15 protein-coding genes and 1 tRNA gene are annotated in these 15,737 nt (G+C 33.9%); 8 read left to right on the top strand and 8 right to left on the bottom strand.

What is annotated here, in order from left to right; all coding sequences use genetic code 11:
- The first annotated feature begins 122 nt into the window (after positions 1–122).
- Positions 123–482 carry an MmcQ/YjbR family DNA-binding protein gene (locus ED556_RS00575; RefSeq protein ID WP_296318588.1) on the top strand — a complete coding sequence of 120 codons (360 nt, stop codon included), beginning with the start codon at positions 123–125 and terminating at the stop codon, positions 480–482.
- Here ED556_RS00575 and ED556_RS00570 read toward each other — a convergent pair.
- Positions 477–1,316, bottom strand: a complete 840-nt coding sequence (locus ED556_RS00570; protein WP_296318587.1) for an AraC family transcriptional regulator — start codon at positions 1,314–1,316, stop codon at positions 477–479. The genes ED556_RS00575 and ED556_RS00570 overlap by 6 nt on opposite strands.
- Positions 1,317–1,454: 138 nt before the next feature.
- On the opposite strand from ED556_RS00570, the gene ED556_RS00565 reads away from it, so the two are divergent.
- Genes ED556_RS00565 through ED556_RS00540 form a run of 6 tightly spaced genes read left to right on the top strand, consistent with a single transcriptional unit; the run spans position 1,455 to position 6,890 of the window.
- A complete protein-coding gene (locus tag ED556_RS00565; RefSeq protein ID WP_296318586.1) occupies positions 1,455–2,369 on the top strand; it encodes a dihydrodipicolinate synthase family protein in 915 nt (304 codons plus the stop codon).
- A gap of 1 nt (position 2,370) precedes the next feature.
- On the top strand, positions 2,371–2,637 hold the full coding sequence (locus tag ED556_RS00560; protein WP_296318585.1) for a DUF1272 domain-containing protein: 267 nt from the start codon (positions 2,371–2,373) through the stop codon (positions 2,635–2,637).
- Positions 2,634–4,217, top strand: a complete 1,584-nt coding sequence (locus ED556_RS00555) for an aldehyde dehydrogenase (NADP(+)) (RefSeq protein ID WP_296318584.1) — start codon at positions 2,634–2,636, stop codon at positions 4,215–4,217. Before ED556_RS00560 ends, ED556_RS00555 begins: the two co-directional genes overlap by 4 nt.
- A complete protein-coding gene (locus tag ED556_RS00550; protein ID WP_296318583.1) occupies positions 4,214–5,221 on the top strand; it encodes a 4-hydroxyproline epimerase in 1,008 nt (335 codons plus the stop codon). The genes ED556_RS00555 and ED556_RS00550 overlap by 4 nt, the downstream gene beginning before the upstream one ends.
- A 38-nt stretch (positions 5,222–5,259) precedes the next feature.
- Complete coding sequence (locus tag ED556_RS00545; protein WP_296318582.1) at positions 5,260–5,625, top strand: four helix bundle protein; 366 nt, start codon at positions 5,260–5,262, stop codon at positions 5,623–5,625.
- A gap of 20 nt (positions 5,626–5,645) precedes the next feature.
- On the top strand, positions 5,646–6,890 hold the full coding sequence (locus ED556_RS00540) for an FAD-dependent oxidoreductase (protein ID WP_296318581.1): 1,245 nt from the start codon (positions 5,646–5,648) through the stop codon (positions 6,888–6,890).
- 7 nt (positions 6,891–6,897) lie between these two features.
- Here ED556_RS00540 and ED556_RS00535 read toward each other — a convergent pair whose 3' ends face one another.
- From ED556_RS00535 to ED556_RS00505, 7 genes are all read right to left on the bottom strand, one after another.
- A complete protein-coding gene (locus ED556_RS00535; protein ID WP_296319793.1) occupies positions 6,898–7,161 on the bottom strand; it encodes a DUF1905 domain-containing protein in 264 nt (87 codons plus the stop codon).
- 66 nt (positions 7,162–7,227) lie between these two features.
- Positions 7,228–7,704, bottom strand: a complete 477-nt coding sequence (locus tag ED556_RS00530) for a nuclear transport factor 2 family protein (RefSeq protein ID WP_296318580.1) — start codon at positions 7,702–7,704, stop codon at positions 7,228–7,230.
- Positions 7,705–7,743: 39 nt separating this feature from the next.
- Entirely contained in the window at positions 7,744–8,844 is a 1,101-nt protein-coding gene (locus tag ED556_RS00525) for a DUF4407 domain-containing protein (RefSeq protein WP_296318579.1), read from the bottom strand.
- Between the two features lie 190 nt (positions 8,845–9,034).
- Entirely contained in the window at positions 9,035–12,388 is a 3,354-nt protein-coding gene (locus tag ED556_RS00520; protein WP_296318578.1) for a M56 family metallopeptidase, read from the bottom strand.
- A gap of 2 nt (positions 12,389–12,390) precedes the next feature.
- Positions 12,391–12,756: a BlaI/MecI/CopY family transcriptional regulator gene (locus ED556_RS00515; protein ID WP_296318577.1), complete on the bottom strand. Its 366-nt coding sequence runs from the start codon at positions 12,754–12,756 to the stop codon at positions 12,391–12,393.
- A 119-nt stretch (positions 12,757–12,875) separates the two neighbouring features.
- Positions 12,876–14,123 (bottom strand): DoxX family protein, encoded by a 1,248-nt coding sequence (locus ED556_RS00510; protein WP_296318576.1) that lies wholly within the window; start codon positions 14,121–14,123, stop codon positions 12,876–12,878.
- Positions 14,120–15,511 (bottom strand): dipeptidase, encoded by a 1,392-nt coding sequence (locus tag ED556_RS00505; protein WP_296318575.1) that lies wholly within the window; start codon positions 15,509–15,511, stop codon positions 14,120–14,122. The genes ED556_RS00510 and ED556_RS00505 overlap by 4 nt, the downstream gene beginning before the upstream one ends.
- 127 nt (positions 15,512–15,638) lie before the next feature.
- Here ED556_RS00505 and ED556_RS00500 point away from each other — a divergent pair.
- Positions 15,639–15,720 (top strand) — tRNA-Leu (locus tag ED556_RS00500).
- The last annotated feature ends 17 nt before the right edge of the window (positions 15,721–15,737 follow it).

Raw genomic sequence — 15,737 nt, 5'->3', positions numbered from 1 at the left:
TTAGTTTAGATATTCCGCCGATAAAACTGCAAAAAGAGACTAACCAATCATCAAGAACTTCGAACTCTAAAGAAGAGCTGTAGCAGATTGTATTTTTTTGAAATTTATGCCTAAATTTAGGTATGACTATAGAAGATTACAGAAATTATTGTATTGCAAAAAAAGAGGTGACTGAGCACTTTCCATTTGATGAAGACGTGTTAGTCTTTAAGGTTTGTAATAAAATGTTTGCTTTAGCTTCATTAAAAAAGTGGGAAGAAGGCAATGGGTTTATAAATCTTAAATGCGACCCAGAATATGCAGAAGAGCTCAGAGAAGCTTACGATGGTGTTACACCAGGTTATCATATGCATAAGCGATTATGGAATAGCGTAAGCATACATAATTCAGATGTAACTGTAAAGCTCATTCTTCAGCTCATAGATCATTCTTACGAACAAGTTGTAAAAGGCTTACCAAAAAAACTTAGAGACAGTTTATGATTTTTTAAACTCTAAGGGACTCAAATTTTTTAGTTTTTTAAACTGCCTATTAAAATTGGATAAGTTATTAAAACCTGTTTGTTCAGCAATTTCAATAATTGGTAAGTCTCTTTGAGATAATAGAAGTTTACAAGCATGCTCAATGCGCAATTCATTTAAAAATTGAATATAGGTTTTGTTAGTTCTCCTTTTAAAATATTTACAAAAGGCATTTTTGGTCATATTTGCTACTTCGGCAATGGTCTCTAAATATATGGTGCTGTTGTAATTTTCCATGGTATACTCAAATACATTACGCATTCGAGTACCTTCAATATCCGTGTAAGTTTTATTATAAATAAATGATGATAGACTATGATAATTAGCCTTACTTATTATTTGTAGTAACTCTAAAAGCAAAATGAAGCGTTTTAATTTCGATGCTTCTTTGAGTTGAAGGAATAAATCTTTGATTTTCTTTTTATGTGATGTCACTCTAAAACCATGCGTTGAGCGTTTAAAAAAAATAGATGTTTCTTTTAGTTCTTCTAAGTCAAAGAAATCTTTCCCAAAGGAATTTTTAGTGAAGAAAAGTGTGAGCATGTGTGAGTTTCGGCTAGCATTAATATCATTTTTAAATACATGCGGTAAGTTGCTGCCAATAACCAAAACATCATTTGATTTATAATAGTTAATTGTATCGCCTACTATAAGTGTACCATCTCCTTCAAGAATTAGACTTACCTGGATTTCTTCATGTTGGTGCAACTTATCAAAAAAGGTAATGGCATTATCTTCTTGAAAGATTAAAGCGTCAAATTCTGGTTTAGGTATCTTAAACGGAAGGACTTTCATTATAACAAAAATACACAAATACTATTCATTTAAAGATAAAATAGTAATAATTAGGATAATATAGTATTAGTATTGGATAAATTAAGAACACTCTATCCTTGGGATCTAATGTAATTTTAGCATATCAAAATTAATATTATGAGTATTCAATGGAAAGGTGTAATGCCTGCAGTAACAACTAAGTTTACAGATAATGATACTTTAGACTTGCACATGTTTGAACACAATATTGAAGCGCAATTAGAAGCCGGTGTGCATGGAATTGTTCTTGGCGGTACACTAGGGGAAGCAAGTACATTAAGTGAAGATGATAAACGTGTACTTACTAGAGCTACTGTAGATATTGTTAAAGGCAAAGTGCCCGTTTTAATGAATGTAGCTGAGCAAACCACAAAAGGTGCAATTAGTGCTGCTCAAAAAGCCGAAGAAGATGGTGCAAAAGGTCTGATGATGTTGCCACCAATGCGCTACAAATCGGGCGATAGAGAAACTGTTGAGTATTTTAAGTCAGTTGCCAATAGTACATCTCTACCAATAATGGTATATAACAATCCTGTAGATTATAAAGTAGAAGTAACTCTAGACATGTTCGAAGAACTTTTAAAATGCGATAATATAGAAGCTGTTAAAGAATCAACGAGAGATATTTCTAATGTTACACGAATTAGAAATCGTTTTGGAGATCGTCTTAAAATTATGACAGGAGTTGATACGCTTGCATTGGAGAGTTTATTAATGGGTGCAGATGGTTGGATCGCAGGTTTGGTATGTGCGTTTCCGAATGAAACAGTAGCGATTTATGAGTTACAAAAAGCAGGTAGGATACAAGAAGCATTAGAGATTTACAGATGGTTTTTGCCATTGTTAGAGTTAGATATAAACCCTAAATTAGTTCAGAACATTAAATTGGCTGAAGTCGCCACAGGAATAGGTACAGAAAACGTTCGTGCGCCGCGTTTGCCATTGCATGGTGAAGAGCGTAAACATGTTTTAAACATTATTGAAACAGGTATAAAAAATAGACCTGAATTACCAGATTATAAAAACTTGTAAAGTGTTAGAGATTAGACCCACATGTGAGCATTGCAATAAAGACTTACCCTTCGATTCCGAAGAGGCAATGATCTGCACATTCGAATGTACATTTTGTAGTAATTGTGCAGAAAATGTATTGTTAGAAGTATGTCCAAATTGTGGCGGTGGTTTCGAAAAACGCCCCATTAGACCTAAACATTTATTAGAAAAATATCCTGTTTCAACAACAATAGTTCATAAACCCGTCAATGTTGAAGCACACCTAAAAAGAATTAAGAACAGATGATTACAGGAAAAAATTATTTAGGAAATCAATTATCTGCTAAAGGTAGTATTACATATAAAACGTTTAATCCACAGCTAAATATTGAAAATGAATCTGTGTTTATTGAGGCAAATTCTGAAGAAATTAACCAAGCAGTTACTATAGCGACTTCAGCGTTTAAAAGCTTTCGAAACATATCAGGTAAACGAAAAGCAGAATTTTTGAATGCAATAGCAGATGAAATTTTAGCACTAGATGATAAGTTAATAACAACCTATTGTTCAGAGACTGGATTACCAGAAGGACGTGCTAGAGGTGAACGCGGACGTACCATTGGGCAATTACGAAGTTTTGCCAATTTAGTTGAAGAAGGTTCCTGGGTCGAAGCAACAATTGATACATCGCAACCAAAGCGCAAGCCACAACCTAAACCAGATATCCGTAAAATGAATATTCCACTAGGTCCTGTAGTTGTTTTTGGAGCTAGTAATTTTCCATTAGCATATTCTACTGCAGGTGGTGACACAGCAGCAGCACTTGCTGCCGGTTGCCCGGTGATTATAAAATCACATCCCATGCATGCCGGAACAGGAGAATTAGTAGCCTCGGCAATTGTGAAAGCAGCTGAAAAAACTGGAATGCCAAATGGTGTGTTTTCAAACTTAAATTCAAGCGGTATAGAAGTTGGACAACAACTAGTATCACATCCTGAGGTTAAAGCAGTAGGATTTACTGGCAGTATTCATGGTGGTAGAGCTTTATTAGATTTAGCAGCAAAACGTGACGAACCAATCCCTGTTTTTGCAGAAATGGGAAGTATAAATCCTGTTGTTATTCTTCCAAATGCATTACAAAACAGAAACGAAAGTATAGCAAAAACTTATGCAAGCTCTATTACTTTAGGAACAGGACAATTCTGTACTAATCCTGGTTTAATACTCGGCATAAAGAGTAAATCGTTAGCCGACTTTATTCAAAATTTATCAGACGAAATTGTAAAGATTGAGCCATCGTGTATGTTGCATCCAAACATTATCGGTGCTTATGAAACAAATAAACAACATGCACTTGCTCAAACTAACTTATCGGTGACAGCTGATTATGGTAGAAATGTGCAAACAAACTATGCAAAACAGGCCATAACAACTGTTGAAGGCAAAACGTTTTTAGAAAATTCGACCTTACATCAAGAAGTTTTCGGACCATTTTCATTGGTTGTACAATGCGAAAATGAAAACCAGTTAGAGCAAATTATTTCGCAATTAGAAGGCCAACTTACCGGAACTGTAATTTCTGATGGTAATGAAGTAGCTGATTATCCTAAGATCATTTCAGCTTTGCAAAATAGAGTAGGACGCATCATTTTTAATGGCGTTCCAACTGGTGTTGAGGTCTGTCCTTCTATGGTACATGGTGGTCCATATCCATCATCTACAGATAGCAGATTCACAGCAGTTGGTATTCATTCTATTAAACGTTGGGTAAGACCATTTAGCTATCAGCAGTGGCCAAATACGCTGCTTCCAGACGAGTTAAAAAATGAAAATCCTCTAGATATTTCGCGATTAGTAAATGGTGAACAAACTTCAGCTCAAATATGAGGTCAGTTTTTGAATGTATAGATGCACATACCTGCGGGAATCCGGTTAGAGTCGTAAAAAAAGGCGGACCAGATTTAATGGGTGAAAACATGAGCGAAAAACGGCAGCATTTTTTAAAAGAATACGATTGGATTAGAAAAGGATTGATGTTCGAACCTCGTGGTCATGATATGATGAGTGGCTCAATTTTGTATCCTCCACACAACCCAGAAAATGATTTTGCAATCTTATTTATTGAAACTTCGGGTTGTTTGCCAATGTGTGGTCATGGTACTATTGGTACAATTACTATCGCAATTGAAGAAAGATTAATATATCCAAAAGTTCCAGGGAAAATTAGAATGGAAACACCTGCAGGATTAGTTGAAATAGACTATCAACAAACTAATAATAAAGTAGATTGGGTAAAATTAACCAATGTAAAAAGTTATTTGGCAGCTGAAAATTTAATGGTCCAATGCCCAGAATTAGGTGAAATTAATTTTGATGTTGCTTATGGCGGTAATTTTTACGCCATAATAGACCAGCAAGAGCATTTTTCTGGGATTCAAGATTTTACGGCATCAAAGATTGTTCAGTATTCACAAATTATAAGAGAAAGGATCAATGAAAAGTACTCTGATGAATTTATTCACCCAGAGAATGATACCATTAGAGACGTGTCTCATGTGCTTTGGACAGGGAATCCAATAGATACAACGTCTTCTGGTAGAAATGCAGTATTTTATGGTGATAAAGCCATAGATCGAAGTCCTTGTGGAACGGGAACTTCCGCTAGGCTAGCACAGCTTTATGCTAAAGGACAACTAAAAATTGGAGAACCTTTTATTCATGAGAGTTTTATTGGGAGTAAGTTTATAGGGACCGTCGAAGAAGAAGTAGCTTTAGGTAATAAAAAAGCCATTGTACCTAGTATTAAAGGTTGGGCAAAAGTGTATGGTTATAATACCATCATTATTGATGATGAAGACGATCCATACGCACATGGATTTCAAGTGATTTAATTGATTATATAATGTTGAATGAATTAATGAATTAAATTATGGATAAATCTGAGTTTATAGAGCAATTAAAAAATAGAACAAAAAAATTAGCTGTAGATATTATTTTATTTTATGATAAAGTTAATAAGACCGATGCTATTAGAATTATAGGAAGGCAATTAATCCGATCAGTAACTTCAACTGCAGCTAATTATAGAGCTGCTTGTATTGCACGTTCTCAGAAAGAATTTTTCTCAAAAATGTCAATTGTAGTTGAGGAAGCTGATGAGACTTTATTTTGGTTAGAATTATTAGAAGAATCAAATTTTGCTTCCCAATTGGAGTTAAAACCTTTCAAGGATGAGGCTTTGGAAATACTTAAAATCGTTTCGAGAGCAAGAAAGAATGTTAGTAATAAAAATTGATTCATTAGGTCATTAATTAAATGAAACATTGTGTAATAATTGGCGGAGGAATTATAGGCTTATGTTCAGCATACTATTTGCACCAAGCAGGACATAGGGTTACGGTTGTCGATAAATCTGATTTCACTTCTGGTGCTTCTTATGTTAATGCGGGTTATATTACACCAAGTCATATCATTTCTCTAGCTGCTCCAGGAATCATTACGAAAGGCTTAAAGTGGATGTTTGATACATCGAGTCCGTTCTATGTAAAACCACGTTTAGAGTTGGATTTTTTAAAATGGGCTTGGCAGTTTAAAAAATCGGCCACAAAATCAAAAGTAGAAAAGGCAATTCCGGTTATAAAGGATATTAATATTTTGAGTAGAACGTTGTATGAAGAACTAAAATCTTCGAACGATTTTAATTTTCATTATGAGCGTAAAGGATTGCTCATGTTATATCAAACGGATAAAGCTGGAGAGGAAGAATGGACTACAGGAAAGAAAGCTATTGATTTAGGTTTAAAAGTTGAAAATCTCTCTAAAAATGAAGTTCAGAAGTTAGAGCCTAATGCAGATTTGAATATTAAAGGCGCTGTTTATTATCATTCTGATGCACATATGACTCCTAATAATTTTATGCAACAAATGAAGCTCTTTTTAGAGCAACAAGGTGTTTCGATATTAGCCAATGAAGAAGTGCGAGATGTTCTTGTTTCAGATGAAAAAATCACGTCTATAAAAACGTCAAGTAGAGAATTGACTGCTGATGAGTTTGTTTTAGCTACAGGTTCTTGGACACAAAACTTTGCTAAGAAATTAAATACTAAAATTTCTCTTCAGGCAGGTAAGGGTTATAGAATTAATGTTGAAAGAGAAACAGGTATTACCATACCAGCAATTTTAATGGAAGCCAAAGCTGCCGTTACGCCTATGGATGGATTTACACGTTTTGCCGGAACGATGGAAATAGGAGGTATTAATCATGATATTAACCCTATTCGGGTAAATGCTATAGCGAATGCAGGAGAAAGATATTATAATGGTTTACAAATCCAACAACACGAAAAAGATAGTGCGCAATGCGGTTTACGTCCTGTTTCACCCGATGGATTGCCGTATATAGGAAGGTTGTCAAAAATTAAAAATGCAACTGTGGCTGCTGGTCACGCTATGATGGGTTGGAGTATGGGACCAGCTACAGGTAAGTTAGTGTCCGAAATAATTAATAACGAAAAGAAGTCTATGAGCTTAGATGCTTTTAATCCTCAAAGACGATTTTAATGAAACATTAGACTAATAATAAAACATCAATTATAGTATCTATTTCAAGGCTTAGCTTTTTTCTAATATTTGCTTTTATAGGAAGTAAATACGTATCGGCTTTTGTGTCGAACCAAATAGCAGTTTCCCATTGCAAATCTTCAACTTGAGCAATAACTTTAAGTCTTCCCCAACCTTCTTCTTGCCACTTAAGATGAGTTCTTATTTCTTCAGATATTAGTTTTGGAAGCGATACAAAATGCCAACCACCATCACTATTGTGTTTCCAAATTTTTGCAGAGAATGTGTATGTGATTTTTGCTTCGATATAAACTATTTTAATGCTAAAAAACGCCCATCAACAACTCATATCTGCCACAATTTTCCATTCACCATTAATTTTCTTGAATACAATAATAAATACACCGTCAGCATCACCAATTTCACGTTTAAGATGATATTCGCCCATTACCCAATAATTAGTTCCTTCAATTTGAGAAATATCCTTAATCACAAAATTTAAAGTTCCTGTTTGGGCTTTAGAAGGGTAACCACGTTTGTAATTATCTAAGGTATTTTGCCAACCTTTGGTAAGTCCATTTCTGCCATAAAATTTAAGTGAATCACTTTTCCAATAGCCTTGCATAAAACCCTCTAGGTCACCATTGTTCCATGCTATCTCTTGGTCTCTCATTACTTTGAGAATAGCCGATTTAGCATCATTATAATTGGTGGTTTTTTCAGCTATAGTGTTACTATTAGTGACATCTGCTCTTACACTAATACATGCATAGGTCAATAATGATACGCTAAAGATTAAAAGAAATTTTTTCATAGGTTGATTATTTATTCAACCTAAAATTACAACTAAATTTTAAAGCACTCCTTTTTGGTTCTTGAAAAAAGCATCGGCTTGTATTTGCATTAGCTCTCTAGCTTTCTTCCGTTTGTAATTGATGACTTCTTCTTCATCAGCAATATCGTCATAAACTCTATTGTTGACATCATTATCCGTTTTAAGTAGTAATTTACGCTCATTAACTTGTTGCATTGTCCAAGTCTTTACGATAGTTTCCTGGTCTTGTAAACGGAAATCGTATTCACCTTTTGGTGAAAGAAGCTTAGCAAAAATAGGTGAGGTCTCAATAGCTAAGAACAGTAGAAATATAAAAAATGATGGTAACCATGGTAACTCACCAAGAGCGTTAACACGAGCCATTAAACCATCAAAATTATCTATTATAGGTTGCGATTCGGCAACATTAGTTTTTTGCTGTGTTTGTAGTGTAGCAATCTCAGTTTCAATATTGGCAATCTTAGTTCTATTATCTGTTTTAAGTTGCTGTAATTCGGCTAATGCCGCATCGTGTTTTTCACGCTTTTCTTTATACACAGGACCTTTACCTAAAAGATTAGTGCCCGATGTGCCTTCGGCTTCACCAATATAAACATCATAAAGCGCATTTACCTCTGCTTCTTTAGTATCTATTTCAGACTGTAAGGCTAAAATAGAGTTTTCTAACTCTGCAATTTTGGGAGTATACTGCTCAGCAATTTGATTTTGATTAGCTAAGGTTAAGTCATTTTTTTGCTCTAATAGAACTTGATTAATTTCTTTTTCAAAAATCTTTAATTCTAAAGGTTTAGAAATTACTATGGCAATAATGATTGCTAATAAAATACGCGGTGTAGCCTGAATAATTTCATCGATAACATTGTCACTTTTTTTAATGGTAGAAACAATATATCTATCTAAATTAAAAATCAGTAAACCCCATATAAGACCAAAAAATATTGAAGTAAATAGATTATCAAAAACTGTGTAAAGTGCATAACTCGAAGCTATGGTTGCCATTACAGCAGTAAAAAATACAGTTGCGCCTATACCGGCAAATTTATTCTGCTCACCAATAGAGCAATCTTTGAGTATATCTGTATCCGCACCAGAGCAGATAATAAAGAATTGTTTTAACATGGCACTATTTTGATTGATTAAACTATTAGAACGCTAAAACTTTGGTTTTGTTACAATTCCGTATCAAAAAAGCCCCGAAATTTCGAGGCTTTAGATAAATTTAACAATAGCTTTTAGTTTTTTCGAGTTTTCTTATCTTCATTAAGATTCTAGACCCGAAACATAATGAACATTAAGATGGTAAAGCTTATTAATGCTTTACTTTACTGTGAAGAATTTTCGTTCCGTTAGTTTTTTGATAATTTTTAAAGACTTTAGTGTAGACTTTTTGTAATTCAGCTAAACTCATTTTTTCACTTTTACTTTTAGAAAATTTTAGAATATTTGTTTCCCCTTCAATAAAGAAAATGTCAGCATCTTGATGTTTTTTAATATACGCTTCAACGGTATTTAAGTCACTTATTTCATTATCTATCTTGTAAAGTAATTGTTTAGTTTGTTTTTTACTTGCAAGTAATATAATCTCCCTAATGTTTAAATCTCTATTGCGTTCACCACTTTGATTGTTAGCATTTGGCCCGCCTTTTTCTTTTTTATTATACCCAGGATGAGGTGGCGGCGGTGGTGGTGCATCAGGAAACGGTTGTGCTTTTTTACGCTGTTCATCTGTCATGCTATTGTAGATCGCTTTATAGGCTTTTACCTCTTTAAGTTTTATAATAGCATAATCGTTAGTATTATTGGCCTCGGCAGCATTGTTTTTGTCGTTTATTTTCTTTGCCCACGCATTATATGCTGCTACTTGTTTTTTTGATGCTTTCGGTGGTGGCGGTGGCGGAGGAATAGGAGTATCAATTTCATCGGCCTTACGAGCCTTCGCTGCTTTTTTCTTTTTTTCAGAGTATTTTCTTTCATACTCGTCGTTCAATTTCTTGTATTTTGCTTTTACTTCAGGAGTAGCATTTTCTGGTGCAGGTGGTGGGGGTGGCGGTGGCGGAAAGTTTGGCCAAGGTACGGCGTTTTCACGTTGCGCATAAGTCATTCTGCTATAAATACTTTTGTATTTTAATACGTCATTCTCTCTAACAATTGGGTAAGCCTTTTTTGAATTAGATCTAGCCGAATTAAGAGATGCATTCATTTTTTTTGCCCAAGTGTTATATTCAGAAATTTCTTTTTTGGTTGCAGGTTCTTGTTGATTTGATTTAGGTAAATAGCGGATATTTGTTGCCGTAGGCATTGGCCACTCAGTGACTAAAACGGCTTCGGGTAAAGATTCTGCACCATTCTTCTGTTGAGATGACATTCGATCATAGATATCGTTATAGTATCTAAAGGTTTCGTCGTTGATAATGTATGGACGGCCTAATACAGTTTCAGACTTTGGTCTTTTTTTGAACTCAGCTTTCGTTTTTTTAGCCCAAGCATCATATGCTTTAACTTCTTGTTCGGTAACAAGTTTTTGCTGTTTAATAAGAATCAATTTGCTGTAATTCTTCTTACTACCTAATAGCTTTATATTTAAAATTTGAGCAGGTGAATTGCCATTATACTGAGAAACAATAGCTCTGGTTTTTTTATTTAATTTGTTTCCTTGGTTACCTTGTGTTGGATAGCCTTTAAATTTTACAGCGAAACTATTAACTTCATTTCCTGAGCTTGAAGTTAATTTCATATTAATAAGTTCCTCTTTAGTGAGTTCACAAGGGTCACAATTTTTACCATTTAACAGAATTGAGGTGTCATTCTTAGCACTTCTGAACGGTGTATTTCCTTTGCTCCTCACAACTTCTTGTTTTTTTGTAACTAAACGATGAAAACCGTAATCTAAAAGCGCATCATATACAAACCAAACTTCTTCATCGGTTTCCTTATCTGCAAAGGTCAGATGAATATTTATGATCTTATTACGTACTTCTGATGAAATGTCTTGATGAAATTTATTTACGGTTGACACCAACGATGCTTTATTGGCCTTTATACCGTTTACGTCATACGTTCCATTGTCTAAGACTTTTATGCTAATACTTCTAGCTGTATGAGATGTTTTCTTAGCTGGAACAGGTGGAGGCATTTTAATGTTACTGGTCTTTAATTCTTCTTGAGAAAAAGTGGAATATATCTTATAGGCTTTTTCATATAAAATCCATAACTCAGAATTATCAGTTCTAGGACCTTTTAAGAATTTAGCAATTTCATCCGAATATAATTTTATTGCTTTCTCATAACGTCTTAGCTGTGAGTCTTTATAAGTGTGTTTAAACCCTTCTTTTGTGTAAAGATGGTATTGATTTGGTTGTGGGAATTTTTTGCTTCGTGCATTTTTAGCAACTTTAGAACCCGAATAATGAACAAAATCTGACGCGGAGTAATTATCTAATATTGAATTGGCAATATGTTTTCCATCTATCCAAATAGCGTATTTATCTTCATTTTTAAAATCTTCGAATATTGAATTTGTTAGTTTTCGAGGTGTGGTTTTAGACAAATTGGGCATAGGGATTAATCGTGGTGGATATTTCTCTACCGATGCACGTTGCTCTGCCGACATTAACTTGTCGTAAATAATTATTGCACGTTCATAAGTGCCTCCATAAATGATTTTAGTCTCATTATATTTCTTGATAAAAGCCCTATATTCTCTCATGTTTTTATCGGTTGCCCCAATTTTAAATTCTTCAGAAGAATTTACATTTTGTGCAACATCAATTATAGGTTCAAGAGGCTTTTCAATTAGTTCCCTTGAGCTAAAACTGTAAAGTAGTATACCTAATATTGGTAGTAATAGTAAGCTGCTTAACCACAGCTTCTTTTTTGATGTTTTTGTTTTCATAACTGTAAATCGTTTTTTGAATGATGAATAATTTATTGCATTAGCTAGAATAAAATCTTGATGAGGATTAGAAAATTCTAGTAATGTATTTTGGTAAATCTTTGGAGAGATACCATTGTGTAAGACTGAAGCATCTGCTAAGAATTCGTGATTTAATTTTATATCTTTTTTAATGAGGTATATTAGAGGGTTAAACCAAAAAACAACCTGTAAAATCTCGACTATTAGTATGTCTAAACTGTGCTTTTGTTTTGCATGCGTTTCTTCATGAAGGATAACTTCATTAGGAATCCCTTGAGTTTCAATCTTAGTTTTATTAAAGAACAAATAATTAAAAAACGTATGTGGTGGCTCTAATTTTTGCAATAGGACATGAATAAAACTACCATTGGTTCGTTTTTCGTTTTGCTTAATTTTTACGATTAGCCTTGATAGATTGATGCCAAATCTTGTTGCAAAGAATAGTACACCTAAACCATAAATAAACCATAAACTTATTAAGACGTAGTTGATTCCCTCATTGATTTCCACAGGAGTTTCAGCCGGAAAATATGGAGGTGTATTTATTGACTCTGGATTAAAAGTACCAAAATCTAATACGGGTTCTATGTACTCTATAAAAGTTATAAATGGTATAATACCAGAAACCAAAAGTGCAAAAAGCAAATAAAACCGTTTGAATTGGTGATAGGATTGTTTTTCAAGAACAATTTTATAAAATACCATAAGTATGGCCAGACACGCTGCAGATTTTAAAAGAAGAAGTCCCATAGCTACTTTTTTTGTATTTCTTTATCAATCAAAGTTTTTAATTCTTCCAATTCCGATTTTGATAAATCTGTTTTGGTTGTAAAAAATGAAGCAAACTGTGATGCACTGTTATTAAAAAAGTGCTTAATTAATCCGTTAACATGTTTCGAGAAATAATCTTCTTTCTTAACCAAAGCATAATACTCTCTAGATTTTCCAAAGGTGTTATAAGCAACAAAACCTTTATCAGTCATGCGTTTTAATAATGTTGCAATAGTTGTAGTGGCTGGTTTAGGTTCAGGGTAAGCATCTAGCAAATCTTTCATATATGCTTTCTCTAATTTCCATAGGTGTTGCATGAGTTGCTCTTCGGTTTTTGACAGATTCATTTCTACAAGTTTAGAATTAACTCTACAAATGTAGAAATAAAATTTTAATTCTACAAACGTAGAATAATTATTTTTTGAAAATCAAATGTTGAAGCAACTTAATTATGATCAGAAGGGATTTAATTATTATAAGGACGCTCGTTAATCCAATTAAACTTACGAGATTTTAAAGTGAAGTCATTAAGTTCTTTTCGTTTAAAAATAACAGCAAGACTATCATTTTCTAGTGTTCCCCATAGTTTTAAGACGTCAGAATCTACGAGTTCAAAATCAAAAAAGCTATCTTTTTCAGAGTCTTCATTATACACTGTGATTTTGTTTTCAATAGAATCTGTTACAAAAGTGTAAGCAATTAAATCGTCTGTCATTGTCTTTACAATTGCTCTATCTTTACGTTCAATTAATAGATAACGCCATCTTTCAGAATCAGTTAACATTGGAGGTATTGTATCATTGTTCTTAATGTAAGTTTGAGTTTCCCAGATGCCATAAAGTTTAGGTCTATGATTGACATCGCTTATATTTAATTGTGCTAAATAACCTAAAACGCATCCAGCAATTATTGCGACAGATAGAAGTATTTTTTTAAGAATACCAATAGTTTTATAGTAGCTTTTAGATGTTACAGGATAGTAATAGTCGTAACTTTCAACAGCTTTATTCTTGAAAAATACAGAAACAAAACGCTTAATGTCCGTTACGAAAATAACACCTGCCATTAATATTAAATGAATCGAGAATATTTTTACTGGGATATCGAACATTAAATTCATCATAGCAACCTGTGTCATTACACCCATCACTATAAAAGCTCCTAAAGTTGATGTACGACGCCAGATTAAAAGCAGACCTCCAATAATTTCCATAAATCCGGCAAACATTCCAAATCCTTTAGAATAGCCCATGTACTGCCAAGCTAATCCCATAGGTGAAAATTCGCCTAAAGGTTGAAGTAGTTTTACAAACGACGCTGGTTGAAATTGAATCTGAAATACCTTCACAAAACCATACAGTAACATGGCCAGAATGATGAATACACGGATAACAACTAAAAACCAATAAAAACCCCTGTTATAAGATGGTCTCTTTTTATCTACCAAAGACCATATCAAAGTAATAATAATACTTAGAGCAAAGTTTACAAAAAGGGTGATGTAGGCAAAAGTATTATCACCACTACCATAACCACTTACATCATATTCGTAATTGAGTCCTAAAAAAGTTTTACCAATCCACCTAAAAGGTGTCTCCAATAATGCACTGGTAAACATTAATAGAATATATAACGAGAAGTAAGTGAAAATAAACCGGAATATAAGTTTACTTAAAGAGCTCCAGTTTTCTTTGTATGTCTGGTCTAAAATCATTTATTTTTCAATTCAACAAAATGTTTGTAAAAATGTGGAATAGTCTCAATACCTTTTAAATAATTCCAAATCCCGAAATGCTCATTTGGTGAGTGAATTGCATCGCTATCTAATCCAAATCCCATTAAAATAGTCTTACTTTTTAATTCTTGTTCAAATAATGAAACAATAGGTATACTTCCGCCGCTTCGTTGTGGTATTGGTGTTTTTCCAAAAGTGTGCTCATACGCTTTTGAAGCTGCTTTGTAGCCAATACTATCTATTGGTGTAACATAACCTTGACCTCCATGATGCGGTGTAACTTTTACTTTTACAGCCTTAGGCGCTATGCTTTCAAAATGCGTCTTAAATAATTGTGTAATTTCTTCCCAATCTTGGTTAGGTACCAAACGCATTGAAATTTTGGCATAGGCTTTACTAGCAATAACTGTTTTTGCACCTTCACCAATATAGCCACCCCAAACACCATTAACATCTAATGTTGGTCTGATAGAATTACGCTCGTTAGTAGTATAGCCTTCTTCACCATACACAGCATCAATATCTAAGGCATTTTTATACTTCTCTAATGAAAAAGGTGCTTTAGCCATTTCTGCTCTTTCTTCATCCGAAAGATTTTCTACCTTATCGTAAAATCCTGGTATTGTAATATGATTGTTTTCATCATGGAGTGATGCAATCATTTTTGTTAAGATATTAATTGGGTTAGCAACAGCGCCACCATAAAGCCCAGAATGTAAATCGCGATTAGGACCTGTAACTTCAACTTCAACATAGCTTAAACCACGTAAACCAGTAGTAATAGAAGGCACATCATTTGCAATCATTCCTGTGTCGGAGATTAGAATAACATCGTTCTGTAACTTTTCTTTATTCGCCTTAACAAATACACCTAAGTTTTCGCTACCAACTTCTTCTTCGCCCTCAATCATGAATTTCACATTGCAAGGTAACTCATCATGCGCTGTCATATACTCAAGCGCTTTTACATGCATGTACATCTGTCCTTTATCATCACAAGCACCTCTGGCGAATATTGCCCCTTCAGGATGTAATTCTGTGGCTTTAATAACAGGTTCAAATGGTGGAGAATCCCATAAGTCTAATGGGTCTGGTGGTTGTACATCGTAATGACCGTAAACCAATACCGTTGGGAGATTAGGGTTAATTATTTTTTCTCCATATACAATTGGGTATCCATCAGTTTCACAGATTTCAACAGTATCACAACCAGCTTTTAAAAGACTAGATTTTATAGCATCAGCTGTGTTTAAAACATCATTTTTATAAGCTGAATCAGCACTAATAGAAGGGATTTTAAGCAGCTCTATAAGCTCGTTTAAAAACCGTTCTTTATTTTCAGAAATATAAGTTTGAATATTCGACATTTTTTTGATTTTGGATACTAACAAAAATAGCAAAAAGGTTAGTGATTATTAATTGTTTTAATCTTATTTGAATATTGAAAACATTGTTTATATTTGCACCCCAAACTAATAAAACCAAATCTGAATTGCGGGCGTGGTGGAATTGGTAGACACGCTAGACTTAGGATCTAGTGCTTCACGGCGTGGGAGTTCGAGTCTCCCCGCCCGCACAAAAAAAGCTCTCAAA

The sequence above is a fragment of the Winogradskyella sp. genome, assembly GCF_003712105.1.
Lineage (GTDB): Bacteria > Bacteroidota > Bacteroidia > Flavobacteriales > Flavobacteriaceae > Winogradskyella.
Note: the sequence above shows the minus strand (reverse complement) of the source record. Positions and strands in the feature narration are given on the sequence as shown.

Bases quoted from the DNA above. Each gene is read 5' to 3' on its own strand.
- ED556_RS00575 (WP_296318588.1), top strand. From the start codon at position 123: ATGACTATAGAAGATTACAGAAATTATTGTATTGCAAAAAAAGAGGTG.
- ED556_RS00570 (WP_296318587.1), bottom strand. From the start codon at position 1,316: ATGAAAGTCCTTCCGTTTAAGATACCTAAACCAGAATTTGACGCTTTA.
- ED556_RS00565 (WP_296318586.1), top strand. From the start codon at position 1,455: ATGAGTATTCAATGGAAAGGTGTAATGCCTGCAGTAACAACTAAGTTT.
- ED556_RS00555 (WP_296318584.1), top strand. From the start codon at position 2,634: ATGATTACAGGAAAAAATTATTTAGGAAATCAATTATCTGCTAAAGGT.
- ED556_RS00550 (WP_296318583.1), top strand. From the start codon at position 4,214: ATGAGGTCAGTTTTTGAATGTATAGATGCACATACCTGCGGGAATCCG.
- ED556_RS00545 (WP_296318582.1), top strand. From the start codon at position 5,260: ATGGATAAATCTGAGTTTATAGAGCAATTAAAAAATAGAACAAAAAAA.
- ED556_RS00540 (WP_296318581.1), top strand. From the start codon at position 5,646: ATGAAACATTGTGTAATAATTGGCGGAGGAATTATAGGCTTATGTTCA.
- ED556_RS00530 (WP_296318580.1), bottom strand. From the start codon at position 7,704: ATGAAAAAATTTCTTTTAATCTTTAGCGTATCATTATTGACCTATGCA.
- ED556_RS00525 (WP_296318579.1), bottom strand. From the start codon at position 8,844: ATGTTAAAACAATTCTTTATTATCTGCTCTGGTGCGGATACAGATATA.
- ED556_RS00520 (WP_296318578.1), bottom strand. From the start codon at position 12,388: ATGGGACTTCTTCTTTTAAAATCTGCAGCGTGTCTGGCCATACTTATG.
- ED556_RS00515 (WP_296318577.1), bottom strand. From the start codon at position 12,756: ATGAATCTGTCAAAAACCGAAGAGCAACTCATGCAACACCTATGGAAA.
- ED556_RS00510 (WP_296318576.1), bottom strand. From the start codon at position 14,123: ATGATTTTAGACCAGACATACAAAGAAAACTGGAGCTCTTTAAGTAAA.
- ED556_RS00505 (WP_296318575.1), bottom strand. From the start codon at position 15,511: ATGTCGAATATTCAAACTTATATTTCTGAAAATAAAGAACGGTTTTTA.